The sequence below is a fragment of the Streptomyces corynorhini genome, from assembly GCF_003346515.1.
Classification (GTDB): domain Bacteria; phylum Actinomycetota; class Actinomycetes; order Streptomycetales; family Streptomycetaceae; genus Streptomyces; species Streptomyces corynorhini.
Genome location: NZ_QQNA01000112.1, coordinates 1 through 15,529, shown reverse-complemented (window position 1 = coordinate 15,529; position 15,529 = coordinate 1). Strand labels below are relative to the sequence as shown.

Annotated in this window: 12 protein-coding genes; all 12 read left to right on the top strand. The window is 72.0% G+C overall.

Annotation, left to right across the window (positions count from 1 at the left end; all coding sequences use genetic code 11):
* Window positions 1-59 precede the first annotated feature (59 nt).
* The 12 genes from DVH02_RS15440 (at window position 60) to DVH02_RS15385 (ending at window position 15,395) form a co-directional block, all read left to right on the top strand.
* Window positions 60-2,201 (top strand): putative bifunctional diguanylate cyclase/phosphodiesterase, encoded by a 2,142-nt coding sequence (locus tag DVH02_RS15440; RefSeq protein ID WP_114624392.1) that lies wholly within the window; start codon window positions 60-62, stop codon window positions 2,199-2,201.
* A 283-nt stretch (window positions 2,202-2,484) separates the two neighbouring features.
* On the top strand, window positions 2,485-2,781 hold the full coding sequence (gene gatC, locus DVH02_RS15435; RefSeq protein ID WP_014153935.1) for an Asp-tRNA(Asn)/Glu-tRNA(Gln) amidotransferase subunit GatC: 297 nt from the start codon (window positions 2,485-2,487) through the stop codon (window positions 2,779-2,781).
* A gap of 6 nt (window positions 2,782-2,787) precedes the next feature.
* Complete coding sequence (gene gatA / locus DVH02_RS15430; protein WP_233518244.1) at window positions 2,788-4,341, top strand: Asp-tRNA(Asn)/Glu-tRNA(Gln) amidotransferase subunit GatA; 1,554 nt, start codon at window positions 2,788-2,790, stop codon at window positions 4,339-4,341.
* Complete coding sequence (locus DVH02_RS15425) at window positions 4,338-4,580, top strand: hypothetical protein (protein ID WP_114624391.1); 243 nt, start codon at window positions 4,338-4,340, stop codon at window positions 4,578-4,580. The genes gatA and DVH02_RS15425 overlap by 4 nt, the downstream gene beginning before the upstream one ends.
* Window positions 4,581-4,658: 78 nt before the next feature.
* Window positions 4,659-5,846, top strand: a complete 1,188-nt coding sequence (locus tag DVH02_RS15420; protein ID WP_114624390.1) for an AAA family ATPase — start codon at window positions 4,659-4,661, stop codon at window positions 5,844-5,846.
* Complete coding sequence (locus tag DVH02_RS15415; protein WP_158575891.1) at window positions 5,843-6,436, top strand: DUF4276 family protein; 594 nt, start codon at window positions 5,843-5,845, stop codon at window positions 6,434-6,436. Before DVH02_RS15420 ends, DVH02_RS15415 begins: the two co-directional genes overlap by 4 nt.
* Window positions 6,437-6,444: 8 nt before the next feature.
* A complete protein-coding gene (gatB, locus tag DVH02_RS15410) occupies window positions 6,445-7,944 on the top strand; it encodes an Asp-tRNA(Asn)/Glu-tRNA(Gln) amidotransferase subunit GatB (protein WP_199566292.1) in 1,500 nt (499 codons plus the stop codon).
* A gap of 96 nt (window positions 7,945-8,040) precedes the next feature.
* The gene (locus DVH02_RS15405; RefSeq protein WP_114624388.1) at window positions 8,041-9,294 is read left to right on the top strand and encodes an SLC13 family permease; all 1,254 of its coding nucleotides are present in this window, start codon (window positions 8,041-8,043) and stop codon (window positions 9,292-9,294) included.
* A gap of 121 nt (window positions 9,295-9,415) precedes the next feature.
* Window positions 9,416-9,859 (top strand): universal stress protein, encoded by a 444-nt coding sequence (locus DVH02_RS15400; RefSeq protein WP_114624431.1) that lies wholly within the window; start codon window positions 9,416-9,418, stop codon window positions 9,857-9,859.
* Between the two features lie 256 nt (window positions 9,860-10,115).
* Complete coding sequence (locus tag DVH02_RS15395) at window positions 10,116-12,278, top strand: phosphocholine-specific phospholipase C (protein WP_114624387.1); 2,163 nt, start codon at window positions 10,116-10,118, stop codon at window positions 12,276-12,278.
* A gap of 170 nt (window positions 12,279-12,448) precedes the next feature.
* The gene (locus tag DVH02_RS15390; protein WP_114624430.1) at window positions 12,449-14,680 is read left to right on the top strand and encodes an MMPL family transporter; all 2,232 of its coding nucleotides are present in this window, start codon (window positions 12,449-12,451) and stop codon (window positions 14,678-14,680) included.
* Window positions 14,681-14,756: 76 nt separating this feature from the next.
* Window positions 14,757-15,395, top strand: coding sequence for a hypothetical protein (locus DVH02_RS15385; protein ID WP_325051370.1), 639 nt, complete (start codon window positions 14,757-14,759; stop codon window positions 15,393-15,395).
* Window positions 15,396-15,529 lie beyond the last annotated feature (134 nt).

Here is a 15,529-nt window from a genome sequence, read left to right as displayed (position 1 = left end):
TTGGCATGACAACGTGCCATCGCGTGGCATCGGCTCCGCCGGCTGTGAGAGGGACGGGAATGAAACCGACCGAGAGCGCCGCCCCGGCCTCACCCCCGCGCGGAATCGCGGGGTTTGTGGCGGGACGCGCCGGTATCGCGGCCTGGACCCCCGCTCTTGTGGTGGGACTCGCCGTGGCCGTCCTGGCGACGGGACTGGTCCGCAGGCTGCTGGACGGGCTCGCGCTCTTCCCCGGCTCCACGGCCGGCTGGGCGCTGGCCGTGCTCACCGGCATCATCGTCGGACACCTGGTCGCGCTCGGCCGCGACCGCTGGTGGGGCGGTACGGGCTCCGGCGCGGCCCTCACCCTGGCGGTGCTGCTGCTCTACGGCTGGGTGGCGGCCGGGCTGGTCAGTCTGGCCGTCGTCGTCCTGGTCGGCGTGGCCCGCCGGCACCGCTGGCGGCAGGGCGTCCTGCACGGGGCGGCCGACATGCTGGGCATCGGCGCCGCCGCGCTCGTCCTCGCCTTGTTCGGCGTGGTCCCGACGGTCGAGCGGCCCTGGCAGCCGCTCGACTGGTCGATCGGCAGCGTCCCGCAGATCGTGCTCGCCGCCGCCGCCCATCTCGCCGTCACCCGGCTGCTGTTGTGGTACGCGCTGTCCCCGCAGCACAGCGGGGAGCCGGCCGGCGCCCGTACCGCCCTCTACCGACAGGGGCTGGTCGCGGTCGCGCTGCTCGGCATCGCCCCGCTGATCTGTGTCGTCGCGGTCTCCCTGCCGGTGCTCCTGCCCCTGTTCGCCATTCCGCTGATCGCTCTCGACTCGACGCTCTGGATCGCCAGGGCGCGGGCCGAGGAGCAGCTGCGCGACCCGCTGACCAAGCTGCCCAACAGGCAGTGGCTGCTGGAGCGCACCTGGTCGGCGCTGGAGGAGGCGGAGGGCATGGGGGCCAGGTCCGCCCTGGTCCTGATCGATCTCGACCGTTTCCGTTCCGTCAATGACACCCTCGGCCACCTGGCGGGGGACCGGCTGCTGCTGCAGATAGCCGACCGGCTCAGGCTGGCGCTGCCGCGCGGCGCCGAGGTCGCCCGGCTCGGCGGCGACGAGTTCGCGGTGCTGCTGCCGACCTGCGACTCCACCACCAGCGCCCAGCGCGTCGCCCGCCATCTGGTGGCCGAGCTGTCCTCGCCGCTGGATCTCGACGGCCTCACGCTCGTCCTGGAGGCGAGCGCGGGAGTGGCGGTCTACCCCGAGCACGCGACGGACGCGGAGGGTCTGCTGCGGCGCGCGGACGTCGCGATGTACCAGGCGAAGCGGGACCGCACGGGCGTCGAGGTGTACGAGTCCAAGCGTGACTCCAACACCCCCGACCGGCTCGGGCTGCTGGGAGACCTGCGGCGCGCGCTGGACGCGGGCGAGGTGGAGCTGCACTACCAGCCGAAGGTCCGCTTCGACGGGCAGGTGGCCGGGCTGGAGGCGCTGGTGCGCTGGGTGCACCCGGAGCGCGGCCGGGTGCCTCCCGACGACTTCATCGCCATCGCCGAGTCCTCCGGTCTCATGCCTCACCTCACCGAATACGTACTGGAGAAGGCTCTCGCTCAAGTCGCGCGCTGGCGATCCCAGGGACTGATGGTCCCGGTCGCCGTCAACGTCTCGCCGCGCGATGTGCACACCCCCGGATTCGCCGGTGCGGTGGCCGCGCGACTGGCGCGGCACGGCGTCCCGGCCGGCTCCCTCCAGCTGGAGATAACCGAACACGTCCTGCTGGAGGACCCCCAGCGCGCGGCCGACACCCTCGCGGGACTGACCGGCCACGGAGTGAAGATGTCCCTGGACGACTTCGGCACCGGATACTCCTCGCTGGTGCATCTGCGCCGCCTGCCGGTCAGCGAGCTGAAGATCGACCGCTCCTTCGTGGCCAGGCTCGCGGTCGACGCGGAGGACGCGGAGATCGTGCGCTGCACGGTCGACCTGGCGCACTCTCTTGGCCTGCTGGTCGTCGCGGAGGGCGTCGAGGACGACGAGACCTGGGAGCGGCTGCGCGACCTGGGCTGCGACGCGGTACAGGGCTGGCTGGTGGCCGCCGCGATGCCGCCGCACGAGGCGACGGCCTGGCTGCTGGCCAGGGGCGAGCGCGGCTGGCAGCGCCCGGCCGAGCTGGAGGCGGCGCGCGCCCAGGAGGGCACGCAGGTGGTGCAGCAGTCGGACCACGTCGTGCGCTAGCCGAGTAAGTCCGAAGTAGCGTCGTCCGCCCCTCGGGCGGCGCTGTTCGTCGGACAGGGACTGGCGACGGTCATGTGCCGAGACGCGCGGGCGCCAGCACTCCAGGACGTCAGCACTCCAGGGGGCGGCCGGGCGCCAGGGTGCCAGGGGGGCACGATGTCCTGCTGACGCCTCGCCCGATGTCCGTCCGTGAGGATCCGAGGGGCAAGCGTTTCGTGGCGGTGGGACCGGGCCCATAGGATTGGGGCCACAATCCATCACACTCACCCCAGAGGATCGCTGCATGCCTGGCATCACGCGCGAGGAGGTCGCCCACCTCGCCCGGCTGGCGCGTCTGGAGCTGAAGGGCGAAGAGCTAGAGCACTTCGCCGGACAGCTCGACGACATCATCGGCGCGGTCGCCCGCGTATCCGAGGTAGCCGACCAAGACGTACCGCCGACCTCCCACCCGCTGCCGCTGACCAATGTCATGCGCGCGGACGAGGTCCGTCCGTCGCTCACCCCCGAGCAGGCGCTCTCCGGCGCCCCGGCCCAGGAGCAGCAGCGTTTCAAGGTGCCGCAGATCCTGGGGGAGGACTAAACAGTTATGACGGACCACAGCAAGTCGGACCACAGCGCGTCGGACCACAGCGCGTCGGACATCAGCACGTCGGACATCACCAGGCTCACCGCCGCCGGGATCGCCGAGCGGATCGCCTCCGGCGACCTCACGGCCGTCGAGGTCACCGAGGCCCATCTCGCCCGGATCGAGGCCGTCGACGAGAAGATCAACGCGTTCCTGCACGTCGACCGCGAGGGGGCGCTCGCCCAGGCCCGCGCCGTGGACGAGAAGCGGGCGGCGGGTGAGCCGCTCGGACCGCTGGCCGGTGTGCCCGTCGCGCTCAAGGACATCTTCACCACCGAGGGCGTGCCGACCACCGTCGGCTCCAAGATCCTCGAAGGCTGGCTGCCGCCCTACGACGCGACGCTCACCAAGAGGCTCAAGGCCGCCGACGTCGTCATCCTCGGCAAGACCAACATGGACGAGTTCGCCATGGGGTCCTCCACCGAGAACAGCGCGTACGGCCCCACCGCCAACCCCTGGGACCTGACCCGGGTTCCCGGCGGCTCCGGCGGCGGCTCGTCCGCCTCCCTCGCCTCGTACCAGGCGCCGCTGGCCATCGGCACGGACACCGGCGGTTCCATCCGCCAGCCCGCCGCGCTCACCGGCACCGTCGGCGTCAAGCCCACCTACGGCGGCGTCTCCCGCTACGGCATGGTCGCCTTCTCGTCCTCCCTCGACCAGGGCGGCCCCTGCGCCCGTACGGTCCTGGACGCGGCCCTGCTGCACGAGGCGATCGCCGGGCACGACCCGCTCGACTCGACGTCCATCGACGCCCCGGTCCCGCCGGTCGTCGAGGCGGCCCGCAACGGCTCGGTCGCCGGGATGCGGGTCGGCGTCGTCAAGCAGTTCCGCGGCGAGGGCTACCAGGCCGGTGTCGTGCAGCGCTTCGACGAGTCGGTCGAGCTGCTGCGCGGGCTCGGCGCCGAGATCGTCGAGCTGGACTGCCCGTCCTTCGACCTCGGCCTGGCCGCGTACTACCTGATCGCGCCGTCCGAGTGCTCCTCGAACCTCGCCCGCTTCGACGCCATGCGCTACGGCCTGCGCGTCGGCGACGACGGCACGAGGTCCGCCGAGGACGTCACGGCGCTCACCCGCGAGGCGGGCTTCGGCGACGAGGTCAAGCGCCGGATCATCCTCGGCACGTACGCGCTCAGCTCCGGCTACTACGACGCGTACTACGGCTCGGCGCAGAAGGTCCGCACCCTCATCACCCGGGACTTCGAGAAGGCGTTCGAGCAGGTCGACGTGATCGTCTCCCCGACGACCCCGACCACCGCCTTCCCGATCGGCGAGCGCGCCGACGACCCGATGGCGATGTACCTCGCGGACCTGTGCACCATCCCCACCAACCTGGCGGGCAACGCCGCGATGTCGCTGCCCTGCGGCCTCGCGCCCGAGGACGGCCTCCCGGTCGGACTCCAGATCATCGCCCCGGCCATGAAGGACGACCGGCTGTACAAGGTCGGTGCCGCTGTCGAAGCGGCCTTCGTGGAAAAGTGGGGCCACCCGTTGCTGGAGGAGGCACCGTCGCTATGAGTAATGCGCTGAGCAAGGCCAAGGGCTTCAAGAAGTCCAAGGCAGGGACGTACCTGTCGATCGGGAGCACCGCTCTCGGCGCCCTGAGCGTCGCCAAGCAGGCCAAGCTGGCCCGCCAGGAGCACGACACGCTCCGGCTGGTCGACGCCGCGGTCTCCGCCGTGGCGATCGTGACGGGCCTGGCGATCCTGTACCGCGAGCTGAAGCGGCTGGGCGACGACGACGTCCTGCTGGGCTGACGCCCATGTCCGGGGCCGTCCGCACGGCCCCGGACCGTTCGCCCATCCGACCGCACACCTGCGAAGGGAGTGACACGAATGATCACCCGCATTGAGCTGGAAGGGTTCCGATCCTTCCGCGACTGCGCCGTCGACCTGTCCCCCTTCACGGTGCTCGTCGGGCAGAACGGGTCGGGCAAGACCAATCTGCTAGAGGCCGTGGACCTTGCCGCGCAGCTGATCGGCGAGACGGTCGTGCAACTTCGGCGAGTGTCGGACACCGCGGTCCGGTGGGTCATGCCGCTGGGGCCCGGCGGCGACCGGAGGGGCCGCACCATCGACCTCTTCCACCGTTTCGGTGACGGCACGGCCGGCAACCGGATCCATATCGCCGTGTGCTTCCTGCACTCCGATCCGCGGCGGGGAATGTCCCATCTACGGCTCGACCTGGACATCACCCGCAAGCAGGCGACGGACCGGCCCTTGGCCGACGTGAGACTGTCCACGGCTCCGGAAGTTCTCGGCCGATGGGCACTGAACGAAAAGCAGCAAGCGGAGATCCGGGAGAACACCGAGATCATGGCTTGTTTCGAGCACTCCAACCCCGGTGCCCGGTGGTACCGCCTCGTTCCGAACGCCGATGCCGCCCGTCAGGACACGGATCTCCACGACGACCAGAGCATGGCCCGGGACGCGCACAACCTCTCCGCCGTGCTCGGCCGGTTGCTCGGCTCGGGAGAGGCGGTCCACCCGGGCGCCCTGCTACTGAAGGCCGACGCCGTCGCCGTACTCCCCGGGCTGACCGATGTGCGCTCGGCCGCCGACGCGGACAGGGGCGTCTGGGAGCTGGACCTCGTCTACAGGGACGCGGCCCCGACCCCTGCCCGGCTGGCCTCGGATGGAACTCTGCACGTCCTGTCCGTACTGACCGCGGCCCACGACAGAGACGGCCGCGGCTGCTCCACCCTGATGGTCGAGGATGTCGAGAACGGTCTGCATCCCGGTCAGGTCAAGGAGTTGGTACGGCGGCTGCGCCGCTGTACAGGGCCCGAGACCCGCCAGCAGATCATCGTCACCACGCACTCACCGGTCGTGCTCGCCGCCGTCTATCCCGCGCACCCCGGAGACGTACTCTTCGTCGACACCGTGACCCGTGTCGGCGGCGGCGAACGTCCTTCCCGGCACAGCAGGGTCCGCCCGCTGGCCGAATCGGGGGAGCGGGGCACCTACGTCCCTGCCCGGGAGGCGCGCCAGTATCTGGAGACCGTCCAGGCAGGCAGTCGTTGAGCCGGTATCTGACGGTCGGTCTGCTCGCGGAGGGCCCGGAGGACGAGATCTTCCTGAGCGCCGTCGCTGTACGCCAGCTCAAGGAACTCGCCGCCCGGCACCCGGAGCCGTTCGATGTGGGCGACACCCCGCTGCGGGGTCGGTGCAGTACCGCGCGCACCGCGCACGGACCGCTCTGCGCGGAAGCGGTCGACCTCGCCTCTGACTGTGACCTGCTCCTGATCCACAATGACCACCGGGAGCGGAACAAGATCGAGAAGATCTGCCAGGACATCGCGCTGCCGTCCCATTGCCGTATCGTCGGAGTGGTCCCCGTACGGGAGACGGAGGCGTGGCTGCTTGCCGACGGTCCACTGCTCGGCTCGCTGCCGGGAGCGGTGTCCGCACTCATTCCGTCCAGCCCGCGGGATGTGGAGAGGACGGCCGACCCCAAGGCCCTGCTCTCCCGCATCCTGCCCGGCGGCGACACCCGTGAACTGGCCGAATTTCTCGGCGAACGTGTTGATCTGGACCGCCTCCGAAACCTCCCCGCGTACCAGCTGTGGTGCGCCGAACTGACAGCTGCCTTGAAGGAGTTGCGTTTTCTGTGACCGCCACGATGAGCTTGGTGCCCTTTGAGGACGCCCTCGCGACCTACGACCCCGTCATGGGCCTGGAAGTCCATGTCGAGCTGGGTACCAAGACCAAGATGTTCTGCGGCTGCTCGACCGAGCTGGGCGCCGAGCCCAACTCGCAGACCTGCCCGACCTGTCTTGGCATGCCGGGATCGCTGCCCGTCGTCAACGCGATCGGCGTCGAGTCGGCGATCAAGATCGGGCTCGCGCTGAACTGCGAGATCGCCGAGTGGTGCCGCTTCGCCCGGAAGAACTACTTCTATCCGGACATGCCGAAGAACTTCCAGACCTCCCAGTACGACGAGCCGATCGCCTTCAACGGCCATCTGGACGTCCAGATGGAGGACGGCGAGATCTTCCGCGTGGAGATCGAGCGCGCCCACATGGAGGAGGACACCGGCAAGTCGCTGCACGTCGGCGGCGCCACCGGGCGGATCCACGGGGCGTCCCACTCGCTGCTGGACTACAACCGCGCCGGCATCCCGCTCATCGAGATCGTCACCAAGCCCATCGAGGGAGCCGGTGCGCGCGCCCCCGAGGTCGCCAAGGCGTACGTCGCCGAGCTGCGCGAGCTGATCAAGGCACTGGGCGTCTCCGAGGCCCGGATGGAGATGGGCCAGATGCGGTGCGACGTGAACCTGTCGCTGCGCCCGCACGGCCGCGCCGAGTTCGGGACGCGCTCCGAGACGAAGAACGTCAACTCGCTGCGCAGTGTGGAGCGCGCCGCGCGCTTCGAGATCCAGCGCCACGCGGCGGTGCTCGACGGCGGGGGCACGATCCTCCAGGAGACCCGGCACTTCCACGAGGAGGACGGCTCCACGACCTCCGGCCGGATCAAGGACAACGCCGAGGACTACCGGTACTTCCCGGAGCCCGACCTCGTGCCCGTCGCCCCGGCGCGCGAGTGGGTCGAGGAGCTGCGGGCCGGGCTTCCCGAGCTGCCGCGGGTGCGCCGCAACCGGCTCCGCGAGGAGTGGGGCGTCTCCGAGCACGACATGCAGTCGATCCTCAACGCGGGCGCGATCGACCTCATCGTCGCCACGATCGAGGCCGGTGCCCCGGCCGACCAGGCCCGCAAGTGGTGGATGGGCGAGCTGGCCCGGCACGCCAACGAGTCCGGCCGCGCGCTGGACGAGCAGCCGATCACCCCGGCGCAGGTCGCCAGGATCGCCGCGCTCGTCGCCGCCGGTGACCTCAACGACAAGCTGGCCCGGCAGGTCATCGAGGGCGTGCTCGCGGGCGAGGGCGACCCCGACACCGTCGTGGACAAGCGCGGTCTCAAGGTCGTCTCCGACGAGGGCGCGCTCGGCACCGCCGTGGACGAGGCCATCGCGGCCAACGCGGCCGTCGCCGACAAGATCCGCGCGGGCAAGGTCGCCGCGGCCGGCGCGCTCGTCGGCGCGGTCATGAAGGCCACGCGCGGGCAGGCCGACGCGGCGCGGGTGCGCGAGCTGATCCTGGAGAAGCTGGGCGCCGAGGGCTGACGCGGGCGGCGCGAACGATGTGTTTCGGGGGCGGCGTGCCGGTGGGCGCGCCGCCCCCGGCTCGTCCGGCCCGGCGGAGGCTGATATTCCTGTCGAGTGAATACCATCGCCGCCGAGATCGTCTCCGTCGGGCTGCTGCTCGGCGTGCTGGCGTTCGCGGTCGTCAGGCCGCGCGGCCTGCCCGAGGCCGTCGCCGCCGTACCCGCCGCGCTGCTGGTCATCGTCCTCGGCGCGGTCTCGCCCGCCGACGCCTGGGAGCAGACCCGCACGCTGCTGCCGGTCGTCGTCTTCCTGGCGGCCGTGCTGGTGCTGGCGCAGCTCTGCGCCGAGGAGGGGCTGTTCGACGCCGCCGGTGACCTGGTGGCCCGGGTCTGCGGCGGCAGACCCCGCACGCTGCTCGGCGGGGTGTTCGCGGTCGCCGCCGCCATCACCGCCGTGCTGAGCCTGGACGCCACGGTCGTGCTGCTCACCCCGGTGGTCTTCGCGACCGCCGCCCGGGTGGGCGCGCGGCCCCGGCCGCACGTCTACGCCTGTACGCACCTGGCGAACTCGGCGTCCCTGCTGCTGCCCGTCTCCAACCTCACCAATCTGCTGGCGTTCACCGCGAGCGGGCTCACCTTCACCCGGTTCGCCGCGCTGATGGCGCTGCCGTGGCTGGCGGCGATCGCCGTCGAGTACGTCGTCTTCCGCCGGTTCTTCGCCGCGGATCTGGCGGCCGGCGCGCACCCGCCGCGGACGGCGGAGCGGCGACCGCTGCCCCTGTTCACGCTCGTCGTGCTCGCGCTGACCCTGGTGGGGTTCGCGGTCACCTCGTTCGCCGGGATCGAGCCGCTGTGGGCGGCCGTCGCCGGGGCCGCCGTCCTGGCCGCGCGGGCGCTGCGCCGACGCCGTACGACCGTCAAGGGGCTGGTCCTGGCCACCTCCCCGCTGTTCTGCCTGTTCGTCCTGGCGCTCGGCGTCGTCGTCAAGGCGGTCGTCGACAACGGTCTGGACACCGCGATCGGGCGGGTGCTGCCGGAGGGCTCCTCGCTGCTCTCCCTGCTGGCGATCGCCGCGATCGCCGCCGTGCTGGCCAACGTGATCAACAACCTCCCGGCGATCCTGGCGCTGCTGCCGGTGGTCGCCCCGGCCGGTCCAGGACCGGTGCTCGCGGCGCTGATCGGCGTCAACCTCGGCCCCAACCTGACCTACGTCGGCTCGCTGGCCACCCTGCTGTGGCGGCGCATCCTCCACGAGCACGACAGCGAGGCCGAACTCGGCCACTTCACCCGGCTCGGCCTGCTGACCGTGCCCGCCACCCTGGTCATGTCTACGGTGGCCCTGTGGGGCACGCTGCGACTCATGGGATGACGACCGGAGGCTGATCGCCGTGACCGTACCCGTACCCGTACCACCGCCGAGCGCCGGGCCGCCCGGCCGGGAGCCCGCGGGCCGGGAGCCGGCCGGGCACGAGTCCGGCGCGCGGCCGACGGTGGTCGTGTGGATCACCGAATCCACCTGGCCGGCCTGCGTGGACGCGGCCCGCGCCCGCGCCCCGCACGACGACGTGGTGCTCCTCCACGTCGGCGACGAGGAGGTCGTCGCCGCCGCGCACCGCGCGTACGCCGGGCTCCTCGGCCGGGGGCACCGCCCGGACCGCGACCCCGGCGCGCGCCTCGAAGCGCTCGCGGGTCCGGCCGCCGCCGATCTGCTGGAGGCCGCCGCGCATCGGCTGGGACGCCCCTGCGAACTCCTCGAACACCACGGCCGCGCCGAGCACGAGGTGGTACGGGCCGCGGCCGGCGCCGACCTGCTGATCTGCGCCCGCGACGGCGAACCCGACCGCCCCGGGCCGCACAGCCTCGGCCGGGCCACCCGCTTCGTGGTGGACCATGCCGCGTGTCCGGTGCTGCTGGTGTGGCCGTACGGCGGGTAGTCCTCCCAGCGGTGTGGCCGTGCGGCGGGTGGTCCGCCAGTGGTGGGGCGTACGGCGGGTGGTCCGCCAGCGGTGTGGCCGTGCGGCGAGTGGCCCTCCAGCGGTGGGGCGTGCGGCGGGTGGTCCGCCATCCGTGCGGCCGTGCGGCGGGTGGTCCGCCGCGCGGCTCCGCGCCCTCGTTCCCTCCGGGGGCGTTCACCCGCCCGACGTCCGGGGGCCTTCCCTCTGCCACCCGCCGTCACTACCGTCCCGAGACATGTCACCGGAGATTTCGCGCAGAAGAATGCTCGCCCTCGGCTCTGGGGCCCTGGGAGCGGCGGCGATGGGGTCGGTACTGCCCCCGTCCCTGCGGACGGCGCTCGCCGCCGAACCCGCGCCCGCGCCCGGTGGGATGGACGCGATCCGGCACGTGGTGATCCTCATGCAGGAGAACCGTTCGTTCGACCACTACTTCGGCACCCTGCGCGGCGTACGCGGCTTCGGTGACCGCAACGCCGTCGAACTGCCCACGGGGAGGCCCGTCTTCGCCCAGCCGGGCCCGTCCGCCCCCGTCCTGCCCTTTCCCGTACGGGACGCCGCCGAGGCGCAGCGCAAGGACCTGCAGTACATCGGGGCGCTCGACCACTCCTGGGACGGCGGCGCCGCGGCCTGGCACGACGGGTGGATGGACGGCTGGATCTCCGCCAAGACCGCCGCGACCATGGCCTACTACGACCGGCGCGATCTCCCGCTGCACTACGAACTGGCCGACACGTTCACGGTCTGTGACGCGTACCACTCGTCCACGCACACCTCGACGAGCCCCAACCGCAACCACCTGTGGAGCGGCTGGACCGGCTTCGAGGCCGACGGGCGCCGGGCCGTGGGCAACGACGCGTACGAGGAGGACACCCATCCGGGCTACCCCTGGCCGACCTACGCCGAGCGGCTGGAGAAGGCCGGCCGGAGCTGGCGGACGTACACCGAGTGGGAGAACTTCACCGACAACAACATCGAGTTCTTCACCGCCTTCAAGGACATCGCCCGCAAGGCCCTCGCCATGGCGCGCGAGCTGCCGGGTCAGCCCGGGGCCGCCGGATTCACCTACATGGAGGCGTTCTACGCCGCCGTGCGCGACACCGGCGACCGCCAGGCGCGCGAGCGGCTGCTGGCCGCGCTGGAGGAGGGCGTCGCCACGCTGACCGCGTACGAGCGCTCCCTCTTCGAGCGCGGGCTGCGGCGCGTCGAGAGCGGCACGCTGGCCGAGCGGTTCCGGGCCGACGTGGCGGCGGGGACGCTGCCCGAGGTGTCGTACCTGGTGCCCCCGGCGGTCGACTCGGAGCACCCCGGCTCCTCGTCGCCGGTGGCCAGCGCCGGTCTCGTCTACAAGGTGCTCGACGCGCTCGGCGCCCACCCGGAGGTCTGGCGGCACACCGTCGTGCTGATCAACTACGACGAGAACGACGGTTTCTTCGACCATGTGCCGCCGCCCGTTCCGCCCGTGGACGACCCCGACGAGCGCTGGGAGGGCCGCCCGACCGGGCTGGGCATGCGGGTCCCGCTGCTGGTCGTCTCGCCCTGGACGGTCGGCGGCCACGTCTGCTCGCAGGTCTTCGACCACACCTCGGTCATCCGCTTTCTGGAGAAGTGGACGGGGGTGGCCGAACCGAACATCACCCGGTGGCGGCGGACCGTCACCGGCGATCTGACCTCCGCGTTCGACTTCACCGGCGGCCGGTCCCAGCCCGAGGTGGAACAGCCCGGAGACGTGCCGCCGTTCACCGGCCGCTGGGCGCCCGTCCCCCCGGCCGAGCAGCGGATGCCCGTACAGGAGCCCGGCGTGCGCCCGGCCCGACCACTGCCGTACCAGACCGACGCGTACGGCCGGATCGGCGCCGACGGCCGCGCCTTCGAGGTCGTGCTCAGCAATACGGGGCGCGCGAGCGCGCACTTCGCGCTCTACCCGTACGCCGCGGAGTTCGAGATTCCGCAGCACCGCGATGTAAGGGGCACGGCGCAATGGACGGTGCCCCTTACCGGCCGGGGCGGGGCACGGCGCGACGCCTACCGCTTCACCGTCACCGGGCCGAACGGTTTCCGCCGTGAGTTCGCCGGGCCCGCGACCGGCCGCGGCGCCGAGGTCACCTCCGCGATCGACCACCATGACCGCGATCTGTACCTCACCCTGCGCAACCGGGGCGAGCGGCCCCTCACCTTCACCGTGCGCCCCCTCGGCTACGTGGACGAGGCCGATCTGGACGGCTGGACCCGGCGGATCACGGTGAAGCCCGGCCGCCGCCGCGATGTCGTGCACTCGGCAGCCGACGCGCACGGCTGGTACGACATCGAGGTCACGGTGGACGGAGCCGAAGGCGCCGACGCCTTCCGCCGCCGACTCATGGGGCACATCGAGAACGGACGGGTGAGCGTCTCCGGCTGACGGCGGCTCCGTTATTCCGGTATTCCGGAGCGCCCCTGTGAGTAACCCCACGAAGCGGACAAAGGATCATTATATGCTGCGACAGTAGCTCTCCGTAGGTCACGCGATCTTCGCGGGCTCCTCCCGACGGGCTGTTCCCGATGAAGACCCACGATCCAGGGAGCGGTGTGCTGGCAGCCCTCGCACGATGGTGCGTCCACCACCGGCTCCTCGCCGTGCTCCTCTGGCTGTTCGCGCTCGGCGGCGTCTCGGCGGCCGCCCTGGCGTCAGGGTCCTCGTACTCCAGCGACTACGAGGTGCCGGGCACCGAATCGGGCGAGGCCACCGAGCTTCTCGACAGCGGATTCCCCGGACTCGGCGGGGACGGCGACACCATCGTCTGGCACACCGGCGAGGGTGACACGCCCGGGAGCAGGCCGTACGCCTCCGTGCGCGCGACCGAGGTCGAGCTGCGGACCGGGGAGATGCTCGGCAAGGTGGCGAAGCTGCCGGGCGTCGTCTCCGTCGTCAGTCCGTACTCCGCCGAGGGCCAGGCACAGATCAGCGCGGACGGGCGGACGGCCTACGCCCGCGTGACGTTCGACCGGCCGGCCGACGCCGTTCCCGCGGCGAGCGCCCGCGCGCTGGTCGACACCGCGAAGGCAGCGGGCACGCCCGGCCTCGACATCGAACTCGGCGGCAGCGCCGTCGCGCTCACCGAGTCCACCACCACGCACACGGCGGAGATCGTCGGTGTCGCCGTCGCCGCCGTCGTGCTCTTCCTCGCCTTCGGCTCGTTCGCCGCCAGCCTGCTGCCCCTCGCGACCGCTCTGGTCTCGGTCGGCACTGCGTACGCGGGCATCGTGCTGCTCGGCCGGGTGATGACGGTCGCCGACTTCGCGCCGATGCTCGGCCTGCTGATCGGGCTCGGTGTCGGCATCGACTACGCGCTGTTCATCGTCACCCGGCACCGCAAGGGCCTCAGCCGCGGCCTGAGCGTCCGCGAGGCCGCCACCGACGCCGTCGCGACCACCGGCAGAGCCGTCGTGTTCGCCGGGGCCACGGTCTGTATCGCCCTGCTCGGCATGCTGATACTGCGGCTGAACTTCCTCAACGGCGTCGCGGTCGCCGCCTCGCTCACGGTCGTCCTCACCGTCGCCGCCTCCGTCACCCTGCTGCCTGCCCTGCTGTCGTTCATCGGCACGCGCGCGCTGAGCCGCCGCCAGCGTGCGCGGCTCGCGGCGCACGGTCCCGTCACCGACCAGCCGGCCGGCTTCGCGGCCCGCTGGTCGCTCCTGGTCGAACGCCGCCCACGACTCCTCGGCGCCGTCGCCGTCGTCGTGATGCTCGTGCTGGCCCTGCCCGCGTTCTCGCTCCGGCTCGGCACCTCCGACCAGGGCAACAACCCGTCGACGGCCACCACCCGCAAGGCGTACGACCTGCTCGCCGACGGCTTCGGCCCCGGCGTCAACGGGCCCCTCACGCTGGTCGCGCGGCTGGACGGCGCGGGCGACCGGCTCGCCATGGACCAGCTGCCCGACACCCTGCGCGGCACCGAGGGCGTCGCCTCGGTCGGCCCGATCATGTTCAACGGCAGCGGCGACCGGGCGCTGCTGACCGTCGTACCGGACTCGGCGCCCCAGGCGCGGCGCACCAGCGAGCTGGTCGACCGCCTCCGTACGGAGGTGCTGCCCCGCGGCGGCAGCGGCACCACACTGAAGGTGTACGTCGGCGGCGTCACCGCGAGCTACGACGACTTCGCCGCGATCATCGTCGGCAAACTCCCGCTCTTCGTCGGCGTGGTCATCGCGCTGGGCTGTCTGCTCCTGCTGCTCGCCTTCCGGTCCGTGGGCATTCCGCTGAAGGCCGCGCTGATGAATGTGGCGGCCGTGGCCTCCTCCTTCGGCATCGTGGTCGCGGTCTTCCAGTGGGGCTGGGGGAGCGAGCTGCTGGGACTGGGCAGCGCGGGCCCCATCGAGCCCTTCCTGCCGGTGATCATGGTCTCGGTCCTCTTCGGGCTCTCCATGGACTACCAGGTCTTCCTGGTCAGCCGGATGTACGAGGAGTGGCTGGCGACGGGCGACAACCGGCGGGCGGTACGGGTCGGGCTCGCCGAGACCGGCCGGGTGATCAACTCGGCTGCGGTCATCATGATCTCCGTCTTCCTCGCGTTCGTGCTCAGCGGCGACCGGGTCATCGCGATGTTCGGCGTCGGGCTGGCGGCGGCCGTGGCGCTGGACGCCTTCGTGCTCCGTACGCTCCTGGTCCCCGCCCTGATGCATCTGCTCGGCGGCGCCAACTGGTGGCTGCCGCGCCGGGTGGACCGCTGGCTGCCGAGGATCAGCGTGGAGGGACCCGAGTGCCGGGGTCCTGTCGCGATTCCCGAGGCGCGCGAGCGCGCGCGGACCCCCCTCGTACGGTGAGGGCGCGCGGCCGGGGGCGGTGCGGGGTGACGGCGTTCTCAGGAAGCTCTCAGACGCGGCCCCTAGCGTGCGCCGTATGAACCCCACACCCGAGACCGAGACCCCCGAACAGACGACGGCCGCCGCGAACGACGCGAAGCCTCCGGCCAAGGACCTGTCCAAGGAGGCGGCCGACGGGACGGCCGAGGACACGGCCACCAAGGACACCGCCACCGAGGATGTGGCCCCGACCGCCGAGGCCGCCGACGGCTCCGCCGCCGCCCACGCGGTCGACGACGAGGACGAGGACGACGCCGCGTACGACGACGACGCGACGGCCGCCGCCACCGGCTCCTCCGGCGGCCTCGGCACCGCCGCGGCGGCCGTCCTCGCGGTCTGCCTCGGCGTCGTCGCCCTCACCGGCACCTGGAGCAGCCGGGTCCTCGGCGAGCGCCAGGGGCTTGTCGGTCAGCTCAAGACCGGTCAGTCCGCCACCGCCGAGCAGCAGATCTCCGCGATCTACGGCGACGCCTGGCACCTCACCGCCCTCGTCAACGGCGGCTTCGCCCTGGTGGCGCTGATCATCGGTGCGATCGCCCTCGCGCTGCCCCGTCCCCGTACCGCCTGGGTGCGTCCCTTCGCGCTGGCCGGTGCCGTCCTCGGCCTCCTCGGACTGCTGATGTCGCTCGGCATGTACTTCGACCTCTTCGCGGCCCTGCCGAGCACGGCCTCCTGAACGAGCCGCCCTCCTGAGGAGGCGGTCTCCTGAAGCGGCACCCCTCCTGAGGAGGCGGTCTCCTGAAGCGGCACCCCTGAGCCCGCCGGGCCTTAGGGCCTCTCGTTGGGATCAGGCAGGGCTCGCGAGCCCTG

Bases quoted from the DNA above. Each gene is read 5' to 3' on its own strand.
- DVH02_RS15440 (WP_114624392.1), top strand. From the start codon at position 60: ATGAAACCGACCGAGAGCGCCGCCCCGGCCTCACCCCCGCGCGGAATC.
- gatC (WP_014153935.1), top strand. From the start codon at position 2,485: ATGCCTGGCATCACGCGCGAGGAGGTCGCCCACCTCGCCCGGCTGGCG.
- gatA (WP_233518244.1), top strand. From the start codon at position 2,788: ATGACGGACCACAGCAAGTCGGACCACAGCGCGTCGGACCACAGCGCG.
- DVH02_RS15425 (WP_114624391.1), top strand. From the start codon at position 4,338: ATGAGTAATGCGCTGAGCAAGGCCAAGGGCTTCAAGAAGTCCAAGGCA.
- DVH02_RS15420 (WP_114624390.1), top strand. From the start codon at position 4,659: ATGATCACCCGCATTGAGCTGGAAGGGTTCCGATCCTTCCGCGACTGC.
- gatB (WP_199566292.1), top strand. From the start codon at position 6,445: ATGAGCTTGGTGCCCTTTGAGGACGCCCTCGCGACCTACGACCCCGTC.
- DVH02_RS15395 (WP_114624387.1), top strand. From the start codon at position 10,116: ATGTCACCGGAGATTTCGCGCAGAAGAATGCTCGCCCTCGGCTCTGGG.
- DVH02_RS15385 (WP_325051370.1), top strand. From the start codon at position 14,757: ATGAACCCCACACCCGAGACCGAGACCCCCGAACAGACGACGGCCGCC.